This is a genomic window from Streptomyces sp. NPDC093260, from assembly GCF_040683715.1.
In the GTDB taxonomy this organism is placed as follows: Bacteria; Actinomycetota; Actinomycetes; order Streptomycetales; family Streptomycetaceae; genus Streptomyces; species Streptomyces sennicomposti.
Genome location: NZ_JBFBEK010000004.1, coordinates 144,013 through 164,810, shown reverse-complemented (window position 1 = coordinate 164,810; position 20,798 = coordinate 144,013). Strand labels below are relative to the sequence as shown.

General features: G+C 73.5%; 18 protein-coding genes and 1 tRNA gene. 9 read left to right on the top strand and 10 right to left on the bottom strand.

Annotated elements, in window-relative coordinates; genetic code table 11:
* Positions 1 to 29 precede the first annotated feature (29 nt).
* Together AB0N63_RS06855 and AB0N63_RS06850 are read left to right on the top strand one after the other, a co-directional pair.
* Positions 30 to 2,477 (top strand): phosphoribosyltransferase, encoded by a 2,448-nt coding sequence (locus AB0N63_RS06855; RefSeq protein WP_365525134.1) that lies wholly within the window; start codon positions 30 to 32, stop codon positions 2,475 to 2,477.
* The gene (locus tag AB0N63_RS06850; RefSeq protein WP_365525132.1) at positions 2,477 to 3,289 is read left to right on the top strand and encodes an HAD family hydrolase; all 813 of its coding nucleotides are present in this window, start codon (positions 2,477 to 2,479) and stop codon (positions 3,287 to 3,289) included. Before AB0N63_RS06855 ends, AB0N63_RS06850 begins: the two co-directional genes overlap by 1 nt.
* 333 nt (positions 3,290 to 3,622) lie before the next feature.
* Here the strand turns inward: AB0N63_RS06850 and AB0N63_RS06845 are convergent, their stop codons facing one another.
* Positions 3,623 to 3,841, bottom strand: a complete 219-nt coding sequence (locus tag AB0N63_RS06845) for a zinc ribbon domain-containing protein (protein WP_009188379.1) — start codon at positions 3,839 to 3,841, stop codon at positions 3,623 to 3,625.
* Positions 3,842 to 4,172: 331 nt separating this feature from the next.
* On the opposite strand from AB0N63_RS06845, the gene AB0N63_RS06840 reads away from it, so the two are divergent.
* The 3 genes from AB0N63_RS06840 (at position 4,173) to AB0N63_RS06830 (ending at position 9,213) form a co-directional block, all read left to right on the top strand.
* The gene (locus AB0N63_RS06840; RefSeq protein WP_365525661.1) at positions 4,173 to 6,566 is read left to right on the top strand and encodes a transglycosylase domain-containing protein; all 2,394 of its coding nucleotides are present in this window, start codon (positions 4,173 to 4,175) and stop codon (positions 6,564 to 6,566) included.
* A gap of 58 nt (positions 6,567 to 6,624) precedes the next feature.
* A complete protein-coding gene (locus AB0N63_RS06835; protein WP_365525129.1) occupies positions 6,625 to 7,911 on the top strand; it encodes a hypothetical protein in 1,287 nt (428 codons plus the stop codon).
* A 174-nt stretch (positions 7,912 to 8,085) separates the two neighbouring features.
* A complete protein-coding gene (locus AB0N63_RS06830) occupies positions 8,086 to 9,213 on the top strand; it encodes an amidase domain-containing protein (protein ID WP_365525658.1) in 1,128 nt (375 codons plus the stop codon).
* Between the two features lie 31 nt (positions 9,214 to 9,244).
* On the opposite strand, the gene AB0N63_RS06825 is transcribed toward AB0N63_RS06830, so the two are convergent.
* The 4 genes from AB0N63_RS06825 to AB0N63_RS06810 form a co-directional block, all read right to left on the bottom strand.
* Positions 9,245 to 10,570 carry a hypothetical protein gene (locus AB0N63_RS06825; protein WP_365525126.1) on the bottom strand — a complete coding sequence of 442 codons (1,326 nt, stop codon included), beginning with the start codon at positions 10,568 to 10,570 and terminating at the stop codon, positions 9,245 to 9,247.
* A 362-nt stretch (positions 10,571 to 10,932) separates the two neighbouring features.
* Positions 10,933 to 11,004 (bottom strand) — tRNA-Val (locus AB0N63_RS06820).
* A complete protein-coding gene (locus AB0N63_RS06815; RefSeq protein ID WP_365525124.1) occupies positions 10,995 to 11,393 on the bottom strand; it encodes a DUF952 domain-containing protein in 399 nt (132 codons plus the stop codon). The genes AB0N63_RS06820 and AB0N63_RS06815 overlap by 10 nt, the downstream gene beginning before the upstream one ends.
* Positions 11,390 to 11,752, bottom strand: coding sequence for a hypothetical protein (locus AB0N63_RS06810; RefSeq protein WP_365525121.1), 363 nt, complete (start codon positions 11,750 to 11,752; stop codon positions 11,390 to 11,392). Before AB0N63_RS06810 ends, AB0N63_RS06815 begins: the two co-directional genes overlap by 4 nt.
* Before the next feature lie 141 nt (positions 11,753 to 11,893).
* Here AB0N63_RS06810 and AB0N63_RS06805 point away from each other — a divergent pair, with 141 nt between their 5' ends.
* Positions 11,894 to 12,124: a DUF2277 domain-containing protein gene (locus tag AB0N63_RS06805; RefSeq protein ID WP_365525119.1), complete on the top strand. Its 231-nt coding sequence runs from the start codon at positions 11,894 to 11,896 to the stop codon at positions 12,122 to 12,124.
* Between the two features lie 98 nt (positions 12,125 to 12,222).
* Here the strand turns inward: AB0N63_RS06805 and AB0N63_RS06800 are convergent, their stop codons facing one another.
* The 3 genes from AB0N63_RS06800 to AB0N63_RS06790 all read right to left on the bottom strand — a co-directional run bounded on the left by AB0N63_RS06800 (position 12,223) and on the right by AB0N63_RS06790 (position 14,738).
* Positions 12,223 to 12,858, bottom strand: coding sequence for a VTT domain-containing protein (locus AB0N63_RS06800; protein WP_365525116.1), 636 nt, complete (start codon positions 12,856 to 12,858; stop codon positions 12,223 to 12,225).
* Positions 12,859 to 13,097: 239 nt separating this feature from the next.
* Complete coding sequence (locus tag AB0N63_RS06795; protein ID WP_365525655.1) at positions 13,098 to 13,553, bottom strand: DoxX family protein; 456 nt, start codon at positions 13,551 to 13,553, stop codon at positions 13,098 to 13,100.
* A 531-nt stretch (positions 13,554 to 14,084) separates the two neighbouring features.
* Positions 14,085 to 14,738, bottom strand: coding sequence for an HNH endonuclease family protein (locus tag AB0N63_RS06790; RefSeq protein ID WP_365525114.1), 654 nt, complete (start codon positions 14,736 to 14,738; stop codon positions 14,085 to 14,087).
* Positions 14,739 to 15,121: 383 nt separating this feature from the next.
* Between AB0N63_RS06790 and AB0N63_RS06785 the strand changes: the two genes are divergently transcribed.
* Together AB0N63_RS06785 and AB0N63_RS06780 are read left to right on the top strand one after the other, a co-directional pair.
* Positions 15,122 to 15,700 (top strand): TMEM165/GDT1 family protein, encoded by a 579-nt coding sequence (locus tag AB0N63_RS06785; protein ID WP_365525111.1) that lies wholly within the window; start codon positions 15,122 to 15,124, stop codon positions 15,698 to 15,700.
* 359 nt (positions 15,701 to 16,059) lie between these two features.
* The gene (locus AB0N63_RS06780; protein ID WP_365525108.1) at positions 16,060 to 16,719 is read left to right on the top strand and encodes an HAD-IA family hydrolase; all 660 of its coding nucleotides are present in this window, start codon (positions 16,060 to 16,062) and stop codon (positions 16,717 to 16,719) included.
* 29 nt (positions 16,720 to 16,748) lie between these two features.
* Here the strand turns inward: AB0N63_RS06780 and AB0N63_RS06775 are convergent, their stop codons facing one another.
* A complete protein-coding gene (locus AB0N63_RS06775; RefSeq protein WP_365525106.1) occupies positions 16,749 to 17,612 on the bottom strand; it encodes a peptidoglycan-binding domain-containing protein in 864 nt (287 codons plus the stop codon).
* A 482-nt stretch (positions 17,613 to 18,094) separates the two neighbouring features.
* On the opposite strand from AB0N63_RS06775, the gene AB0N63_RS06770 reads away from it, so the two are divergent.
* Positions 18,095 to 20,260 carry an MDR family MFS transporter gene (locus tag AB0N63_RS06770; RefSeq protein WP_365525104.1) on the top strand — a complete coding sequence of 722 codons (2,166 nt, stop codon included), beginning with the start codon at positions 18,095 to 18,097 and terminating at the stop codon, positions 20,258 to 20,260.
* A 22-nt stretch (positions 20,261 to 20,282) separates the two neighbouring features.
* Here the strand turns inward: AB0N63_RS06770 and AB0N63_RS06765 are convergent, their stop codons facing one another.
* A complete protein-coding gene (locus AB0N63_RS06765; protein WP_365525101.1) occupies positions 20,283 to 20,789 on the bottom strand; it encodes a GNAT family N-acetyltransferase in 507 nt (168 codons plus the stop codon).
* Positions 20,790 to 20,798: the final 9 nt, after the last annotated feature.

The following is a 20,798-nucleotide window of genomic DNA, read 5'->3' as shown; positions in this document are numbered from 1 at the left end:
GCACCGTGCCCACCGACCACAAGGAACGCATGAACAAGGCAGTGAACGACGGGGTCTGGTCCGGCGCCTGGGTCGCCGAGCGGCTCGGCGTCGAACTCGTGGGCGGCCCGGAGCTGACCGGCCTGCTAGGGCTGGCGCTGCGCCGCAACCCCAAGCGGGCCCACCTGCTCGTCTCCCACGTCCTCGGCAAGCACGTACCGCAGTCCCCGGCGGTGGTCCACGGCCACGGGCTCGACCTGGGCCGCCGGGTGCGGGAGCTGCTGGGCGAGCGGGAGGCCGCCCGGGCGGTCGTCCTCGGCTACGCGGAGACCGCGACGGGCCTCGGCCACTCGGTCGCCGACGGCCTGGGCACGGCCCCCTACCTGCACTCCACGCGCCGCCCGGTGCCCGGCGTCGCACCGGCGGGCGGCTTCGAGGAGTCCCACTCGCACGCCACCTCCCATCTGCTGCTGCCCGAGGACCCGGCACTGCTGGCGGGGGACGGCCCGCTGGTCCTCGTGGACGACGAGTTCTCCACCGGCAACACCGTCCTCAACACCATCCGCGACCTGCACGCCCGCCATCCGCGTGAGCGGTACGTCGTGGTCGCCCTGGTCGACATGCGCTCCCCGGCCGACACCGCCCGCCTCACCGCCTTCGCCGAACGGATCGGCGCCCGCGTCGACCTGGTCGCCACCGCCTCCGGCACGGTCCGCCTCCCCGAGGACGTGCTGCGCCGGGGCCGGGAACTGGTCGCCCGCCACGAACAGCCCTCCGCCCCCGCGCCGGGCGCGACAGGCCGGATCGCCCGCGTCGCCCTCGGCTGGCCCGCGGGCCTGCCCGACGGCGGCCGACACGGCTTCACGCCCGCCCACCGGCAGCGGCTGGAGCGCGCGCTGCCCGCCCTGGCCGGCCGCCTCGCCGAGGCGCTGCCCGCCGGCGCCCGGCGGGTCCTGGTGCTCGGCTGCGAGGAACTGATGTACGCGCCGCTCAGGCTGGCGCACGCGCTGGAGGCGGCCACCGACGCCGAGGTGCGCTACTCCACCACCACCCGCTCGCCCGTCCTCGCCGTGGACGACCCGGGCTACGCCATCCGCACCCGGCTGGTCTTCCCCGCGCACGACGACCCGGCCGACGGCCCCGGCGAGCGCTACGCCTACAACGTCGCCGGCGCCGGCTTCGACGCGGTCGTCGCCGTCGTCGACTCGGTCGCCGACACCCCCGCCCTGCACGCGCCCGAGGGCCTGCTCGCCCGCCTCGCCGCGCACACCCCGCACGTCCTGCTCGCGGTCGTGCCCTCCCACGTACCCGTACCCGCCCGCACCCTGGAGCGTGACGACATGCTGCCCGAGCCCCTGCGCGGCCCCGCCTTCTCCTCGTACGCGCCCGAGGAGGTCGGCTGGCTGCTCCAGGACCTCTCGGACGTGACGCTGGAGGCGCCCACGGAGGAGCGCGAGGAGGCGATCCAGAGCGGCGGCGCGCACTACGCCGAGTCGCTGCCGGTGGAGTACCAGCCGAGCGCGCGCTACCAGGAGTTGTTCCACGCCGCGCTGGAGACCTCCGCCGCGCGGATCGCCCGGGCCGTCGGCGCGGTCACCGAACTCGTCCTCGCCGAGCGGTCCCCGCGGCCGGTGCTGGTCTCGCTGGCCCGCGCCGGCACCCCCGTGGGCGTGCTGATGCGCCGCTGGGCCGCCTTCCGGCACGGCCTCGAACTGCCGCACTACGCCGTCTCCATCGTGCGCGGCCGGGGCATCGACGCCAACGCGCTGCGCTGGCTGGCCGCCCACCACGACCCCGCCGACGTGGTCTTCGTGGACGGCTGGACCGGCAAGGGCGCCATCACCCGCGAACTGGCCGAGGCCATCGAGGAGTTCGAGGCGAAGGGCGGCACCCGGGGCTTCGACGCGGAGATCGCGGTGCTGGCCGACCCGGGCGCGTGCGTGCGGACGTACGGCACCCGGGAGGACTTCCTCATACCCTCCGCCTGCCTCAACTCCACCGTCTCCGGCCTCGTCTCGCGCACCGTGCTGCGCGCCGACCTGGTCGGCCCGGACGACTACCACGGCGCGAAGTTCTACCGCGAGCTGGCCGGCGCCGACGTCTCGAACGCCTTCCTGGAGGCCGTCGCCGCCCGCTTCCCCGAGGTCACCGACGCCGTCGACACCGCTGCCAAGGAACTGCTGTCCGTCGACCGCGCCCCCACCTGGGCCGGCTGGGCGGCCGTGGAGCGGATCAGCGAGGAGTACGGCATCCACGACGTGAACCTGGTCAAGCCCGGCGTCGGCGAGACCACGCGGGTGCTGCTGCGCCGGGTGCCCTGGAAGATCCTCGCGCGCACCGGGGCGGGCGCCGACCTCGATCACGTACGCCTGCTCGCCGAGCAGAGAGGGGTGCCCGTGGAGGAGGTGGACGGCCTGCCGTACACCTGCGTGGGGCTCATCCACCCCCGCTACACGCGCGGGGCGACCGGCGCCGACGGCCGGGCGGTGGGCGCGTGATGCCGGTGCTGGTGGCCAGCGACCTCGACCGTACGCTCATCTACTCGGCCGCGGCCCTCGCGCTGACCATGCCGGACGCCCGGGCGCCGAGGCTGCTGTGCGTGGAGGTGCACGAGAGCCGTCCGCTGTCGTACATGACGGAGACGGCGGCGCAGTCGCTGTGCGACCTCGGCGACGAGGCGGTGTTCGTGCCCACCACCACCCGCACCCGCAAGCAGTACCTGCGCATCAACCTGCCGGGCCCGCCGCCCAAGTACGCCGTGTGCGCCAACGGCGGGCACCTGCTGGTGGACGGGGTGTCGGACGCCGACTGGCACCGGGGCGTGACCGAGCGGCTGGCGGGGGAGTGCGCGCCGCTGGCCGAGGTGCGCGAGCATCTGGTGCGCAGCGCCGACCCGGTGTGGGTGCGCAAGCAGCGGGTCGCCGACGACCTGTTCGCCTACCTCGTCGTGGAGCGCGAACTGCTGCCCGAGGAGTGGGTGAAGGAGCTGGCCGCCTGGGCGGAGGCCCGCGGCTGGACGGTGTCGCTCCAGGGCCGCAAGATCTACGCCGTCCCGGGGCCGCTCACCAAGAGCGCCGCCGTACGGGAAGTGGCCCGCCGCACCGGCGCGGACCTGGTGCTGGGCGCGGGGGACTCGCTGCTGGACGCGGACCTGCTGCTCGCCGTGGACCGCGGCTGGCGCCCGGGCCACGGCGAACTCGCCGAGACCGCCTGGACGGCCCCCGGTGTGACGGCCCTGCCCGAACGGGGCGTACTGGCCGGGGAGCGGATCGTCCGGGAGTTCCTCCGGACGGCCCGCGCCCCGCGCTAGTGCCGTGCCGGGCGCCGCGAGCCGGTGAACGTTCCCGGTCACAGCACTGGGCACCGACCCCACACCGGCATCGACGGCCGCACGCCGGTCAGCCGCGTCACCGACCTCTCCGGACGGCACAGCCAGGGCGGGGAGCCGGCCGCCCTCGGCGGGGGCGGGTGCGGCGCCGGGATCAGGTGATCGCCGTCGTGGGGAACCCCGGCGGGGCGGTCGTTCGTCCTCGGTGAGGGGGTGGTCGCCTCGCAGGGGCTCTCAAGGGGGCGGACGTGGGTGGCGGTGGTGCGGACGGGCCGGCAGGCACAGCCGGCCGGCCCGGTGCGGTCCGCCGGGCGGTCAGCCGCAGCAGCCGCCTCCGCAGCAGCCGCCTCCACCGCCGGAGGCGGGCCGGGCCGCGGGGGCGGAGGCCGTGCCGCCGACCGCGACCGTGGAGAGCAGTTTGACCGTGTCGTCGTGGCCCGCGGGGCAGGTCGCCGGGGCGGCGGACTGCGCCATCGGACGGTTCAGTTCGAAGGTGTCGCCGCAGCTCCGGCAGCGGTACTCGTAGCGAGGCATACGCCCAGATTAACGGGCCTGCCCCGGACCGATGGAGCTGTGCGTTTCTCGTGTGTTCGTTTCTGTCCCGTTCTCATGCGGAGAAATTGAAAAGACGGCTGATAATTTTGTATGGCCGCGAGAGCCGTGAGACGGCTGGGAGTGAGGGGGCAGGCGGCCGCGTTCGCGGCTGTGTCGACCCGCGCGAGCAACACGTAGTGCGGAGGGAGACGCAGTCGTGACCGAGGCAGGGCAGGGGGAGGACCTTCCGGAGGAGGGTCGCCGGCCCCGTGAGCGCCGCGCCGCGCCGAGGCGTTCGCCGGACGCGCGTCCGCCGCGCGCCGACGAGACGATGCAACTGAACGTGGACGCCCTGCGCAAGCGGGACGGATCGGGCGCCCCGCGCCCCGGCACCGCCCCGCCCCGCCCCGACGAGACCATGCAGCTGAAGGTCGACGCCCTGCGCGAGCAGCAGCGCCGCGCCCCGTCCCGCCCGGACGGCGAGCAGCCGGCGAGCGGGCGGCCGGAAGCGGAGCGGCCGGTCCCCGAGCAGCCGGGAGGGACACGGCCGGACGGGGAGCAGCCGGGCGGCGAGCGGCCGCAGCCGCACGAGACGATGCAACTGCGCGTCTTCCGCCCCAGGACGGCCGACCGCCCGCAGGGCCAGCGCGCCGACCGCCGCAAGGCGCAGAAGAAGCAGCGGCGCCGGACCCCGCCTCCCGCGCTCGCCGCCCTCACCGCCGCGGCCGGCCGCCGCCTCGCCCCGCTCACCCGCCGCCTCGCGCCCCTGCTCGCCGTGCTCGCGCCGTACGCGCGCAAGCTGAAACCGGTCTACCCGCGCCCCGGCCGCACCGGCTGGCGCCGCTGGATGCCGTCCTGGCGGCAGTGGGTGGGCGTCGTCCTGTCCTGCTTCGGCCTGACCAGCCTGCTCCTCGTCGTCGCCTACGCCGCCACCGACATACCGGACAACCTCAACAGCTACGCCACCCAGCAGGACAACGTCTACTTCTGGTCCGACGGCACCCCGATGGCCCGCACCGGCTGGGTGCAGCGCCAGGCGATGCCGCTCAAGGACATACCCGAGGACGTCCGCTGGGCGGTGCTCGCCGCCGAGAACGAGAGCTTCTACAGCGACCCCGGCATCTCCTTCAAGGGCATCACCCGCGCCCTGTGGCGCACCGTCGGCCAGGGCGACACCGAGGGCGGCTCGACCATCACCCAGCAGTACGTCAAGAACGTCTACCTCACCCAGAACCAGACCGTCAGCCGCAAGTTCACCGAGGCGATGATCGCCCTCAAGCTCGACAACCGGATGAGCAAGGACAAGATCCTCGAGGGCTATCTGAACACCAGTTGGTTCGGCCGCGGCACCTACGGCATCCAGCGCGCCGCGCAGGCCTACTACGGCAAGGACGTCAGCCAGCTCAACGTCAGCGAGGCCGCCTTCCTCGCCTCCCTGCTCAAGGGCGCCGGCCTGTACGACCCGACGCTGAACCCGAAGAACCACGCCCGCGCCGTGGAGCGCTGGAACTGGATCCTGGACCGCATGGTCAAGATCGGCAAGCTGTCGCCGGACGAGCGCGCCAAGTACCGGACCTTCCCCGAGCCGCTCAGGAGCAACCCGCTCGCCGACACCGGCCAGCAGAGCGACTACCTGGTCGAACTGGCCACCCAGTACGCCAAGAAGGCCGCGCACATCTCCGACAAGGACTTCGACCTCGGCGGCTACCAGATCTACACGACCTTCGACCGCAAGCGGGAGGCCACGCTCACCGACGTCGTCACCAAGGCCCGCAAGGAGGCCAAGGAGAAGGACCCGGCCGCGGCGAAGACCGCCCACTACGGCGCCGCCTCGGTGGCCACCGACGGCCGTATCGTCGCCGTCTACGGCGGCCCCGACCACCGTACGCAGGGCTACAACGAGTCCAACTCCTCCACCGTCCCGGCCGGTTCGGCCTTCCAGCCGTTCGTGTACGCGGCCGGGCTCCAGAACGGCGCCGTCAAGCGGCGTGACGAGCCGCGCGAGGCGGTCACCCCGGACAGCGTCTACGACGGCGACGACGCCGTGCCCGTGACCACGCCCGAGGGGCCGTACTGGGACCGCAGCGGACGCAAGGTCGCCGCCCACAACGACGGCGGCAAGTCCTACGGGCGCATCACCCTGCGCAAGGCGCTCGCCCAGTCCGTCAACACCCCGTTCATGCAGCTCGGCATGGACACCGGCCTGGACAAGGTCAAGCAGACCGCCGTGGCGGCCGGGCTGCTGCCCTCCAGCATGGGCCCGCAGGTGCCCGACCTGTCCCTCGGCAGCTCCACGCCGAGCGCGATCCGCATGGCGGGCGGCTACGCCACCTTCGCCGACGCCGGGGTGAGCACCGAGCCGTACTCGGTGGTCCGGATCACCCGCAACGGCGCCGGCGTGCCGCTGGACCGGCCGGCCGGCCGGCGCGCGGTCAGCCCCACCGTCGCCCGGCAGGTCAGCGACGCGCTCGGCGACGCCTTCCGCACCGCCCACGCCGCCGACGCGCCCGCGGGGGCCCAGGTGACGGGCAAGGCCGGGACCACCGACAAGGACACCGCCGCCTGGTACGTCGGCACCGCCAAGTCGGTCTCCACGGCGGTCGTCGTCTACCGCATGGATCTGGCCAAGAGTCTCGAACCCCTGCCGTTGAAGGGGCTCGCCGGAACATCGGCGGACAGTGTTCCGTACTCCATATGGGCCGGTGCCATGGCGCCGCTCGGCTGACCCCGGCGGCCCGCCCGCACCGCACCCGCCAGCAGACCCCTCGCGAAACGAGCCGCCCATGAAGTCCTCACCCGGCCGCCGCCGCAAGGCGCCCGCGCGCCGCCGCCCCACCCGCCCGCAGTTCCTGACCCTGGCGGCCCTGCTGGTCGTGGCCTCCGTGGTGGCGGGCTTCCTGGCGCTGACCCGGCCCGACTCCACGACGCCGACCGCGTCCGCCGGCAACAAGGGCGGCGACGCGGCCCCCTCGCCCACGGAGACGAAGGAACCGGAGTGGGACGGCAGGACGAAGGTGCTCGGCGACGGCTCCACCTCCTACACCGGCCCGCAGAAGGGCGAGTTGAAGCCGGTGCCGCTCAAGCCGGGCGAGAAGCCCCCGCAGTTCGTGGTGTTCTCCTGGGACGGCGCCCTGGAGGGCAGCGACCACCTGTTCTCGCACTACCGGGAGCTGGCCAAGGAGTACAACGCCCACATGACCTTCTTCCTCACGGGCATCTACCTGCTGCCCAAGGACAAGAAGTCCCAGTACCACCCGCCGATGCACAACCCGGGCGACGCGGCCATCGACTACGCCACCGACGAGCACATCCGCGACACCCTCGAACAGCTCCGCCTCGCCTACGACCAGGGCAACGAGATCGGCACCCACTTCAACGGCCACTTCTGCGGCACCAAGGGCGGCGGCGACTGGAGCGTCGAGGAGTGGAAGAGCGAGATCGACCAGTTCTTCTCGTTCGTGGAGAACTGGAAGACCAACACCGGCTTCAAGGACATCGCGCCGCTGCCCTTCGACTTCAGGAAGGAGGTCACCGGCGGCCGCGCGCCCTGCCTGGAGGGCCAGCCCAACCTGCTGAAGGCCATCAAGAGCTACGGCTGGCGCTACGACGCCTCCTCGCCCGGCGACTTCCAGATCTGGCCCACCAAGAAGAACGGCGTCTGGGACTTCCCACTGGAGATGCTGCCGTACGAGAGCGGCAAGTACCAGGGCCTGTCCATGGACTTCAACTTCCTCTACAACCAGTCCGACGGCGAGACCAAGGGCGACCCCGCCAAGTACCCGCTGTGGCAGCAGCAGACGGTCGACTCCTACATGGCCGGCTTCAACCGCGCCTACTACGGCAGCCGCGCCCCGCTGTTCGTCGGCAACCACTTCGAGGACTGGAACGGCGGCATCTACATGAAGGCCATCGACCAGGTCATCAAGAACGTCTGCACCAAGAAGGGCGTCAAGTGCGTGTCGTTCAAGGAGCTGGCGGACTGGATGGACGTGCAGAAACCGGAGACGCTGCAGGCCTTGCGGGGGCTGGACCCGGCGCAGTCCCCGGACTGGTCCTCGGTGGTCAAGTGACCCCCGTAACCGCTTGGTTCCACTTGTGCAACCCTCTTCACAACCGCCTCCAAAGTCGTGCGAAGATGCGACTTCCCGGTAGCAGTACCGGCGTAGAGGGGAACATCATTGAAGTCGAGAAAACTGAGCCGTAAGCGGCGGCGCACCGCCATAGTCACGGCCGCCGCGGCCTCGGTGGTCGCCGGCGTGGCCCTGGTGCCCAACTGGAGCGCGGGCGCGGCGGTCACCGACGACCCGACGGTGGACGCCGCCACCAAGGCCACCTTCCAGAAGCTGGCCGACGCGGTCTTCACCGACCGCACCCAGGCCCTGGTGGACGACAAGGGCGGCAAGCAGGGGAAGAAGGGGCAGCACGAGCGGCTGTCCGGCCGCTTCTCCGGCAAGGTCCGCGTCTCCGGGACGCAGTCCCGCTACGAGGACTCCGCGCTGACCCAGCTGCGCGGCCGCAAGGACCGCCTGGAGCAGCTGGGCGAGAAGTACAGCGCCGGCGCCACGAGCGTCACGCTGGACGCCACCCAGGTCAAGGGCCGCAACGCCAAGGTCGCCGTCACCGAGAACACGACGCTGACCTACGAGAAGGTCAAGGGCACCGAGCCGAAGACCACCGGCTTCCAGGCCCACCACGAGCTGACGTTCCAGGCCGACAAGCACGGCAACTGGCAGCTCACCGGCATCCGCGACACCGACGACGGCGTCGCCGTCAACCAGGTCGCCGCGCCGGCCCCGGCCGTCAAGGCCGCCGCCGACGACGACAACCCGCCGGACGCGCCCCGCGCCTCCACCGCGAAGAGCGCGCCGGCCAACAAGAAGAACCTCACTTCCGGCACGTACGACTACAAGGCCATGGCCGCGTACGCGCAGAAGTACTGGAGCAAGTACAACCCCGACTACCCCGACTACAACGGTCAGGGGGCCGGCGGCGACTGCACCAACTTCGTCAGCCAGGCGCTGAAGGCGGGCGGCTGGAAGCACGTCCCGGGCTACACGTACGACTTCCACAAGTGGTTCGGCACCGCGGACATCCAGTCGGACTCGTTCGTCGGCGTCAACGAGTTCTCCTGGTTCGCGCTGTCCTCCAAGCGCGTCACCAGCCTGCCCTACGTCTACCAGCTGGACGTCGGCGACGTGCTGCAGATGGACTTCAACCGGGACGGGTCCAAGGACCACTCGATGATCGTCACCTACCGCAGCCCGCAGGGCGTGCCGTACGTGTCGTACCACTCCACCAACACCTACAACCGGTCGGTGGCGAGCCTCATCGCGTCGTACCCGACCGCGTACTACTACGCCTACCGCACCTGATCAGGCGTCCCCTCGGGGCGGGGGCCGGGCCTCAGTGACCGGCTCCCCGTTCCTCGCGGATCTGCGCCACCACCCGGGCCACGGCCGAGCGGACCGCCTCGGTCTCCGTCAGGAAGTGCCAGTAGTCCGGGTGGCGGCCCGTGAGCGACTCCACGGCCCGCTCCAGCCGGGCCACCGCCTCGTCCAGCGGGCGGGCGTGCCGCGGGTCCGGCGTCGTACGGCCCGTCATGGCCAGCCGCTGCGCGTCCCGGATCGCGAACCGGGTCTTCTCGATCTCCCCCTGCGGGTCCTTCTGCACCGCGTTCAGCCGGGCCAGCCGGTCACCGGCGGCCGACACCGCCTCGTCAGTGGCGTTCAGCAGCGCCCGCACGGTCGCAAGCAGCGCCGTCGCGTCCGGCCAGCGCTGCGCGTCGCGCGCCGCCTGCGCGTCCTTCAGCTTCAGCTCGGCCTGGCGCACGTTCTCCCCGGCCTGCCGCGGCACCGGCTGGAGGTCCTGCCAGCAGGCGGCCGTGAAGCGGCGGCGCAACTCGCTGAGCACCGGCTCCACCTGTCCGGCCCGGGTGGTCAGCGCCTGTGCACGGGTGCGCAGCGACACCAGCCGGCGGTCGATCTCGGCGGCCCGCTCCGGCAGCCGCCCGGCCTCGGTCGCGATCGCCGACGCCTCCCGCGCCACCCGCTCGGCCCGCTCCAGCGTCGGCTGCACGCCGTGCTGTCCCGCGCCCTGGTTCAGTTTCGTCAGTTCCGGGGAGAGCGCGGCGAGCCGGGCGGCCAGATCGTCGGCCCGCAGGCCCGAGGCGCGTACGGCGTCCAGGGCGTTGCTCGCGGCCAGCAGGGCCTGCCGGGCCCGCTCCACGGCCGGCGCGAGCCGGGCCAGCTGGGTCTCCGCCTTGCCGAGCAGCGGCCCGAGTCCCGTGGCGAAACGATCCAGCTCCCGTCTGACGTTCAGCAGTTCGTCCTTGGCGGCGACCAGGTCGGTGCGCGCCCGGGCGGCGGCGGCCGCCTCCAGGTCGTCCCGGTCCAGGTCCTGCGCGTCGACGGCCGTGATGTAGCGCCCGCTCGCCTCGTCCACCCGCCGGCCCAGCGCCTCGAAGTCGGCGACCGCGCGCCGCGCCGCGGGCGAGTCGTCCACGGCGGTGATGGTCTCCATCGAGATCCGCAGATCGCGCTGGGCGGTGTCCAGTTCGTAGAACGCGGCGGCGGCCGCGTCCTTCGCCGCCTGCGCCTCGGCCCGCTGGCTCTCGGCCCGCCCGCCGAACCAGCGGCGGGTGCCGCCCCCGGCGAAGGCGGCGGGCAGCGCGAGCGCGGCCAGCAGCGGCAGCGCGGCCAGGGTGAGGACGTCCCGCGCGGCGGCGGGCAACGCGGGGGCGGTACGGGGCCGTCCGGGGTCCGCGGCCGGCCGGGGCCGCCGATCCGGCGCGTGCGGCCGCCGAGGTGTCGCCGGTGTCGCCCGTGCCGCCGGTGTGGCCCTCACATCACTCTCCCGTGGTCCGCCCTGCGTGGTGTTCATTCTCCCACCTGTACAGGACGAACACACGGGCCGATCAGTTCGCCGTACGCCCGTGCGGGACGCGACCGGGGTGCGCGCGCCCACCGTGTCCCGCGCGGCGCGGAGTTGGCGGCTGCCGGGAAGGGCGCCGGACACGACGAAGGCCCAGGTCTCCGGGCGGTGCCGGTGACCTGGGCCTGATCGTGCGCCGCGGCGCGTGGGCCGCCGATCGGTGGGCGCGGACGGTTTCGAACCGCCGACATCCTGCTTGTAAGGCAGGCGCTCTACCCCTGAGCTACGCACCCGGGACGAGTGGACAGCCTACCTTGCCGGGGGGAGTGTCCCGCAAACCCGTCGCCCGCCCCTCCGCGTCGAAGGCCACCTCCTTGACCTGGACGACGGCGGACCGGTCGATCGGCCCGTGGACGTGCGGGAACAGCGCGTCCGCGGGCGCGCCCGGCGGCGGGGCCGGATGCGCCGTCTCCCACTCCAGCCGGGCGGTGAGCCGGGCCTCGTCGATCACCAGCGCCAGCAGCGGCCGGGGCGCGCCGCGGTAGAAGGCGTTCACGACGGCGAGCGTGGTCGCCTCGTCGGGTGAACAGTGCACGAAACCCTCCTCGGCGAGGGAGGCGGGCGCGTACGGTCGCTCGGGTCCGGCCTGCCACTCGGCCGACGGCACCACGTGGTAGATCATGTGTCCGCTTCCTCTCCCGAGGGGGCCGCCGGGGCCTGGTCGCAGGCGAGTTTGAGCCGGCTGCGGGCCTCGACGCGGTCCGGGCCGGTGAACTCCGCCCAGTACCGGTGGGTGGTGACGAACACCGCGAGTTCGTGCTCGCGGCGACGGAGCTTCTCGACCTCGGCCTGCTCGTCGGCGGTCCACCCGGGGGAGGCCGGGCGCTCCACCTTGCGCCAGCCGCCGTCGTCGCTGAAGCCGTCCAGCGGCTCCACCGACCAGGGCAGACGTTTGAGCAGGGCCGACAGCTCGGCCCGGACCTGATGCAGTTCCTCCTGGCCGGCCAGGAGGTCACTCGGGAAGTCATAGGGCTTAGCCACGCCGCAATGCTACGCCTGTTCGATTTTGGGTCGCGAGTCGATGCGATGGGTTCGTGTGTTCGAGATCGCTGAGCGGTGCGGAGCGGGACGGCGGGCCGGGCGGGGCTGGTCCTGGCGGCCTCCGGTGGGGACACTTGGGGCATGTGCCGGAGCATCAGGACACTGCGCCCGCCCGCGTTGCCCGAGGAGGCGACCGAGGAGGAGATCAGGGCCGCCGCGTTGCAGTACGTCCGCAAGGTCTCGGGCTTCCGGGCCCCCGCCGCGCACAACCGCGAGGTCTTCGACCGCGCGGTCGAGGCGATCGCGGCGGCGACCGAGGACCTGCTCGCGGACCTGGAGGTACGGGGACAGGCGGCGCGCGGCGCGGGGTAGGGGGCGTACGGGGTGCGAGGCCGGGGCGACCACGCGAAGCCGGGCGTCTCACGACGCCGCGTGGCGCACCGCGCACGCGACGCGACCAGCCCGCGCCGCTACGACGCCTCGGAGCGGCGCGGCGTGCGTCGCATCAGGTACGCCGCCCCCGCGCCCGCCGCGAACAGGGCCGCCACCGACACTCCCGTCGCCAGCCAGGCGGCGCCCAGCCAGCGGGTGCCGAAGTAGCCGAGGGCGACGCTGTAGGCGGCCCAGGACAGCCCGGCCAGCGCGGACCAGGGGAGGAACTCGCGCACCCGGCGGCGGGCGGCCCCGGCGCTGAAGGAGACGACCGAGCGGCCGGCCGGTGCGAACCGGGCGATGACCACCAGCGCGCCGCCGCCCCGGGCGAGGGCCACGCCGAGTCGTTCCTGCGCGGTGCTGAGCCGGCGGGAGCGGGCGATCGCGCGGTCCAGCCGTTCCCCGCCGCGCCAGGCCACCCGGTAGGCGACGAGGTCGCCGAGCACCGAGGCGGTGGCGGCGCACAGTGTCAGCGCCAGGATGTCCGGCACGTCGTGCGGGACGTGCCCCGTGGCGGCGCCGGAACCGGCCGCGGCGGCCGTGGCCGCCGTGACGATCAGCACTCCGCTCGGCAGCACGGGCAGGAAGACGTCGAGCAGTACCGACAGGGCCACCACGGCATAGATCCATGGAGTGCCGGTGAGCGCCCCCACCCTCGCCACACTCTCCAGCACCCGAACTCCCTGTCGACTCCCCCGTGGACCGGATCGTGCCGCGACGTCGCGGGGGAGCGGCAGGGGCGGCCTGTGAACAGCCATACAGCGTACGCCGCCGGTGTGACAGGGGATGCACCGGGTGCGGTCGCGCGGTTCCGTACCGCCGGACGCGGTCGTGCCCCGCGCCGGGCGACCGGGCGCGGGGCACGGGCCACCGCCGGGCGGCCGGGTGGGTCCGGCCGCCCGGCGGACGGGACTCAGGCGGCCACCGGCGTCTGCTCGGCGGCCGACCGCTCCCGCTGCGCCGAGCGCCGCGCGAACAGCGAGTCCAGGCCGAACGCGCCCGAGCCGGTGAAGACCAGCAGCAGGAACGCCCAGCAGTAGAGCGCCGACGGCTCGCCGCCGTTCTCGATCGGCCACAGCGCCGCCTTCTGGTGCACGTCGAAGTAGGCGTACGCCATGGAGCCCGAGGCGATGAGCGCCGCGCCCCGGGTGCCCAGGCCGAGCAGCACCAGGGCGCCGCCGACCAGCTGGATCAGGGCCGCGTACCAGCCCGGCCAGCTGCCGGCCGGGAGGGTGCCGCCGTCGGTTCCTGCGGCGCCGCCGAGCACGCCGAACAGCGAGGCCGCGCCATGGCAGGCGAACAGCAGTCCGACGACGATGCGGAACAGGCCGAGAGCGTATGGCTGGGTGGTGTGAAGACGTCCGGTCAGGCCGGTCATCAGGGTGCTCCTTCGGTCAGGCCGGCCCGGAGGGGAGAAGTGGGACAGGGGTGGCCGGCGTGGGGGACGGATCCGAATGGATGACCGAGGATAGGTGACCCTAAGTTCTGCTTGCAAGTTCAACATCTGGCCATAACCGAGGTTCCGCTTGCGGGTCCGTATGCGGGGGTACGACGCGTTTGAGCGGAAGTGTGTAGAGCGCTCACCACCTGGACGAACAGTGGGAAACCGGGCCGCACCACCGGCCGGTCCGACCGCCCCGCCGCCGCCCGGACCCCGCTTCCGCTACGGCTTCGGCCGCCCCCGGCACCCCGTGCCGCCTGCGCCCGGGCCGCAGCGAAGGACGGCTGCGCCGACCGGCTGTGCGGTGGGTGTGCCGTGCACCGGTCCGCGGACCACCGGCCGCCGGTTCCGGGCCCGGCGGGCGGTGGCTCAACGCAGCCTGCCCGCCGGCCGCGCGGGGCGGCCGACGGGCAGGGGGACGGTGCGTCGGGCGTTGTACGGGGTGCCCGCGAGGTGCGGTCAGCAGCTCGCGAGGTAGTTCTGGAGCGCGCTCTTCTCGGCGGAGTCCACCGAGAGGTCGTAGTAGTACTTCACCTGCACCCAGGCGCGGACGTACGTGCACCGGTACGCCGTCCGGGACGGCATCCAGGTCGCCGGGTCCTGGTCGCCCTTGGCCTGGTTGACGTTGTCGGTGACGGCGATGAGCTGCGGGCGGGTCAGGTCGTTGGCGAAGGCCTGGCGCTGCGCGGTGGTCCACTTGCTCGCCCCGGAGTCCCAGGCCTCGGCCAGCGGCACGAGGTGGTCGATGTCCAGGTCGGAGGCGGCGGTCCAGGTCGCGCCGTCGTAGGGCGAGTACCAGCTGCCGCTCGTGGCCGCACAGGAGGAGTCGGTGGTGACGTTGGAGCCGTCCCGCTTGAGGACCGTCTCGCGGGTGTTGCAGCTGCCGCTGATGGTGATCCAGTGCGGGAACAGGTCGCGGCTGTAGCCGGTGCGGTCCTCGGCGGCCACGGTGAGCGAGGCCAGGTAGGTCCGGGCGGTGGCGGCGCTGACCGGGGTGGGCAGCGCGGCGGAGGCGGTGGGGGACTGGAGCAGGGCTATGGAGGCGGTCAGTCCGAGGAGGGCGGCGAGGGTGGCCAGTCGTCGACGCGCGTAGAACCGGGACCTGCGGAACATGTGAACTCCCTTGTGGGGTCGGGATATCGGGCGCGGGCAGGGGGAATGCTCGCGGCACCGTGTTGCGTGGCGGTGTGCGCTCGGTGAGAAGTTAGTGACGCGTCCATGACAGGACAAGGTGTACGGCTGAACTTTCCGTCCCGTACGATGGGCGGCGCAGAAGGGGAGTAGCCCCTCGCCGGACCGTCGACATACTGCTCAGCTCACCTGAGCCGGCGCCCGGAGGCAGGCCCGGATCACTGACCGGGTCGGCCGGCGAGACCTTCGGCAAGCAGTGCACGCCCGTGCGTACGGCACGGGACTGACCGTGTGCTGCCTCGCCGAGGCGTCTTCGCGCAGAGCCGCAGCACTCTCGGTGGGGCAGCCCGACCGATTGAGGAACAGTGATCAGTCTCAGCGTCCTGGCGCTCGTCTTCGGCGTCGTCTTCCTCGCCGAGCTGCCGGACAAGACGGCCCTGGCCGGGCTCGTCCTCGGCACCCGCTACCGCGCCTCGTACGTCTTCGCCGGCGTCGCCGCCGCCTTCCTGCTGCACGTGGTACTGGCCGTGGCGGCGGGCAGCGCGCTCACCCTGCTGCCGCAGCGGCTCGTGCACGCCCTGACCGGTGTGCTGTTCCTCGGCGGAGCGGCGGTGCTGCTGTTCAGGAAGGACGACGGCGAGGAGGAGATCCGGCGGCCGGAGGACCAGTCCTTCTGGAAGGTCGCCGGGACCGGGTTCATGCTCATCCTGGTCGCCGAGTTCGGCGACCTCACCCAGATCATGACCGCCAACCTCGCCGCCCGCTACGACGACCCGATCTCCGTCGGCGTCGGCGCGGTGCTGGCCCTGTGGGCGGTCGCGGGGCTGGGCATCGTGGGCGGCAAGGCACTGATGCGGAAGGTTCCGCTGGGCCTGATCACCAAGATCGCCGCCGTCCTGATGCTGGCCCTCGGCGTGTGGAGCCTCTGGGAGGCGGTCGCCTGAGGCGGGGCGGGGCAGGAGGGTCCGGGCCGGGGCGGATGGGGGCGCACCGGATCGGGCCTGGTCGGGCCGGTCGGGGGGACGGATGGCGGGTCGTGGCCCTCTCGCCGGGTCGGTACCCTGCCGACCTGCGGTTTCGTGGTGGACCGGAGCGCGGCGCGGCGCGGGGTCCCCCTTCGTTTCCGCCCGGCCGAGCTGAACAGTCGGTGAAGTGCGGGTGGGGCGGTGGCGGGATGCCCGACTTGTTTTGTACCGTGGAGGAACAAAGTGGCCTCCGCCCGTTTCCCCTGACCGGCGGGCGGAGCCACCTTGTCCCCGCGGGCCGCACCCGTGCGCCCGTCCGCCCGTCCTGGAGTCTGCCGATGACGGCCACCGCCGTGTTCACCGCCCGCGCCCTTCTGCTGGACATGGACGGCACCCTCGTCGATTCGAACGCCGTCGTCGAGCGGATCTGGCGGCGCTGGGCCGACCGGCACGGCCTCGACGGCGACGAGGTGATGAAGGTCGTCCACGGCCGCCAGGGCCACGCCTCGATGGCGCTGCTGCTGCCGCACCGGCCGGCCGAGCAGAACCACGCCGAGAACGCGCGCATGCTCGCCGAGGAGACCTCCGACATGGACGGCGTGGTGCCGGTGCCCGGCGCGCCCGAGTTCCTGGCCGCGCTGCGCGGTGTGCCGCACGCGCTCGTGACCTCGGCGGACGTCGGCCTGTCCACGGCGCGTATGGCCGCGGCGGGGCTGCCCCTGCCGGACGTGCGGGTCACCGCGGAGTCCGTCGGCGCGAGCAAGCCCGACCCCGAGGGGTTCCTCAAGGGCGCCGCCGAACTCGGCGTCGCCCCCGCCGACTGCGTGGTCTTCGAGGACTCCGGCGCGGGGATCGCGGCGGGGCGCGCCGCGGGGATGCGGGTCGTCGGCATCGGGCCGCGCGCCGCGTACCACCGCCCCGACGCGGTGGTCCCCGACCTGACCCGGGTACGGGTCGAGCCGGCCGCGGACGGCACGGTCCGGCTGCACGTGGGCTGACCGCGACGGGCGCCCCGGGGCGCCCGGCCTCAGGTCTCCGATTCCAGGCTCGCCCGGGTGGCCGGGCCGTAGACGCCGAGGCCGTCCGAGGTGGTGCCCCGGGACCACTGGTAGACGCGCACGGAGTCCTCGACCCGGCGGTCGTAGTCGCCGTTCACGGGACCCGTGTACAGGTACAGCTTTGCCAGGCGCGACTGGAGTTCGGCGACCTCCGAGCCGTGGTCGCCGCGCTGGAGGACCGGGCCGAGCTGCGCCGGGGCGGAGGGCTTCCCGGTCGTCCCGCTCGGGGTGGGCGCGGTGGGCCGCGTTCCCGTGGGGCTCGTCGACGCGGACGGTGACGGGGAGGCCGTCGCCGAGGGCGAGGCGGACCGGGACGGGCTCGGGCTGGTGGACGGCGACGGACTCGCCGAGGGGGACGCCGACGGCGCGGAGGGTGCGACGGGGGCCGCCGGGGCGGAGGAGGGCGCCGTGGACGGCGGGACGTCCGGGATGCTCTCCCGGACCTCGTGCGCCGAGGCGTCGTCCCGTGCCGGGGACTCGTAGGAGAAGAGGCCGCTCGCGTATCCGGCCGCCGCGACGACCACGACCGCGGCCGCCGAGACGGCGAGCAGGGCGGCCGGTCGCCGCCGCCGTCGGCGCGGCGCGTCCTTCGGACCGCCGTCCGCGGGCCACGGCGTCGCCGCGGTGGGCGGGCCGTCGTGCGCGGAGTCGAAGAGGCTGAGGCCGACGGGTCCCGGTTCCCCCGCCCGCGGTGCGGAGGGGGCGGCGCCTCCGGGCGGCGGCGCGGCCTCCCGCAGCGGCATCGTCAGCTCGACGGCGGGCACGGGCCGCGTCTCGGCGGCGTCGGCGGCGACGCCCGGCCGCGCGGGCGCGGGCCCCGGTACTCCGGTCACGGCGGCCCCTCCGGCCCCGACGGGTCCAGCCGCCGTCCGGTCAGTCCCGGCGGCCCCGGCCACCCCGTCCGTCCCGGCCGCCGCACCGCTCTCAGCCGCCCCGCGGGAACCCCCCGTACCCGCCCCGCCCGCCTCGCCGCCCTCGAAGTCCACGTACGGGCGTATCCGCAGGGGGCCGAAGTCCTCCGCTGCCGCCGCCTCGGCTGTACGGGTGTCGCGGAGGGCGTCGGCCGTGCGGCGGGCGCAGGCGCACGAGGGGGAGTTGTCCGCGGCCCGGGGCGCACCGCACTGCGGGCAGACGTGCCCGTTCGGCTCTTCCACGCGTCCGTCCCCTCCCGTCCGAACTCCAAGGATTATGCAGATTCTCTCCACACCGTCTCCCCGAAGCCCCCGGAATGGCGGCTTCCGGGTGGACTCGACAGGCCATAACGGGACACACCGATGACGATGGAAGTCGTCACGAGAAGCGTCGGGAGGTCTCCATGGCCGGGGATGAGGACGGCAGGGCCGGCAGGACGGGCACGACGGGCGAGCCGTTCGGGGACGGGCCCGGCGATCCGCTGAGTCCCCCGGACGGCGACGCCGCGCCCGGCGCCGGCGGTGACTCGCCCGTGCCCGGCTCCCCGTACGGCCCCGGCACCCCGGAGTCCGAGCACGTGTCCGGCAACGTGCTCGTCTCCATCGGCGCCCTGCTCCTCGGCATGCTGCTGGCCGCCCTGGACCAGACGATCGTCTCCACCGCGCTGCCCACCATCGTCAGCGACCTCGGCGGTCTGGAGCACCTGTCCTGGGTGGTCACCGCCTACCTCCTGGCGTCCACCGCCGCGACCCCGCTGTGGGGCAAGCTCGGCGACCAGTACGGCCGCAAGAAGCTCTTCCAGACCGCGATCGTGATCTTCCTGATCGGCTCGGCACTGTGCGGGATGGCGCAGGACATGCCCCAGCTGATCGCGTTCCGGGCGTTGCAGGGCCTGGGCGGCGGCGGTCTGATGGTGCTGTCGATGGCGATCGTCGGCGATGTCGTCTCGCCCCGCGAACGCGGCCGCTACCAGGGTCTGTTCGGCGCGGTGTTCGGCGCGACCAGCGTCCTCGGCCCGCTGCTCGGCGGCCTGTTCACCGAGCACCTCAGCTGGCGCTGGGTCTTCTACGTCAACCTGCCCGTCGGTGTGGTCGCGCTCGCCGTGATCGCCGCCGCCCTGCACATCCCGCGCAAGGCGCAGCACCACGTCATCGACTACCTCGGCACTCTGCTGATCGCCTCCGTCGCCACCTGCCTGGTGCTGGTCGCCTCGCTCGGCGGCACCACCTGGGGCTGGGGATCGCCGCAGATCATCGGGCTCGCGGTGCTGGGCGTGGTGCTCGCGGTGGCGTTCGTCGCGGTGGAGCGCCGGGCGGTCGAACCGGTGCTGCCGCTCAAGCTGTTCCGCATCCGCACCTTCTCGCTCTCCGCGGTCATCAGCTTCATCGTCGGCTTCGCGATGTTCGGCGCCATGACCTACCTGCCGACCTTCCTCCAGGTCGTCCACGGCATCTCGCCGACCCTGTCCGGCGTGCACATGCTGCCGATGGTGGCCGGCATGCTGCTGGCCTCCACCGGCTCCGGGCAGATCGTCAGCCGCACCGGCCGCTGGAAGGTGTTCCCGGTCGCCGGCACCGCCGTCACCACCGTCGGCCTGCTCCTGCTGCACCGCCTGGACGAGCACAGCTCCACCGCCGAGATGAGCGGCTACTTCTTCGTCTTCGGCCTCGGTCTCGGCCTGGTCATGCAGGTGCTGGTCCTCATCGTGCAGAACGCCGTCGGCTACGAGGACCTGGGCGTGGCCACCTCCGGCGCTACCTTCTTCCGGTCCATCGGCGCCTCCTTCGGCGTGGCGATCTTCGGCACGGTCTTCGCCGGCCGCCTGGCCGACAAGCTGACCGCCGCCTTCAGGGGCGCCGCGCTGCCGCCGGGCGTCTCCACGGACGCCCTGAAGTCCGATCCGCGCGGCATCGGCGCCCTGCCGTCCGCGCTGCGGCCGGCCGCCCTGCACGCGTACGCCTCCGCCATCACCGACGTCTTCCTCTACGCCGCCCCGGTCGCCCTGCTCGCCTTCCTGCTGTCCTGGTTCCTGAAGGAGGACCGGCTGCGCGGCTCGGTCACCGCGCCCGATGTGACGGAGACCTACGTCACCAACCCCGTCGAGCGATCCTCGCACGACGAGGTCGCCCGCGCCCTGTCCCTGCTGGGCACCCGCGAGGGGCGGCGCGAGGTCTACCGGCGGATCACCGCCCGGGCGGGCTACGACCTGCTGCCCGCGGCGAGCTGGCTGGTGCTGCGGATCAACAAGTACGGCTGGGTGGAACCCGCCCTGCTGGCCGAGCGGGTGCCCGTCCCGCTGCACGTCATCCTGGAGGCCGCCCGCCAGGTCGAGGAACGGCGGCTGGCCGAGCGGCACGGACTCGATCTGATCCTCACCGACCAGGGCCGCGAGGTCGCCCGGCGGCTGTCGCAGGCCCGCGAGGAGTCGCTCGCCGAACTCCTCGGCGACTGGTGGGGCCGCGAGGGCACCTCCGACCTCGTACGGCTGGTGCACGAGCTGACCGGGGAGCTGTGCGGCTCGGCGGCGGAGCACCCGCACGACGAGCGGTCGGTGACCCGGCTGCCCTGAGCGCGGCCGTCGGACGGGGCGGTCACGCCAGGGACTTGGCGAACCAGTGCTCGGCGTACCGGCTGTCGTTGTGCGGCGCGGTCTCCGCGTAACCGAGCCGGGCGTACAGGGCGCGGGCCTCGACCAGGTCGCTGCGGGTGTCCAGGACGATCCGCCGGGCGCCGAGCGTGCGGGCGGCGTCCTCGGCCGCGCCGACGAGCAGCGCCGCGCCGCCCCTGCCGCGCGCCCGCTCGGCCACGTAGACCCGGGTCAGCTCGGCGGTGGCCGCGTCCAGCAGCCGTACGCCCGCCGTGCCGGCCGGCGTGCCCCCGTACCGGCCGACCAGCAACCGGCCGGTGGGCGGGGCGAGTTCGGCGCCGGTGGCGGCGGCGATCTCCCGCTCCAGCTCGGCGGGGTCGGTACGGCGCCCCTCGTGCAGCAGGTACCAGCGGTCGCTGACCTCGGTGTAGTACGCCCGCCACAGGGCGCGGGCGACGGGCGAGTCGTACGGCTCCGGGGTCACGGACCAGGACGTGGTGAGGGAGGGCATGCGCGCATT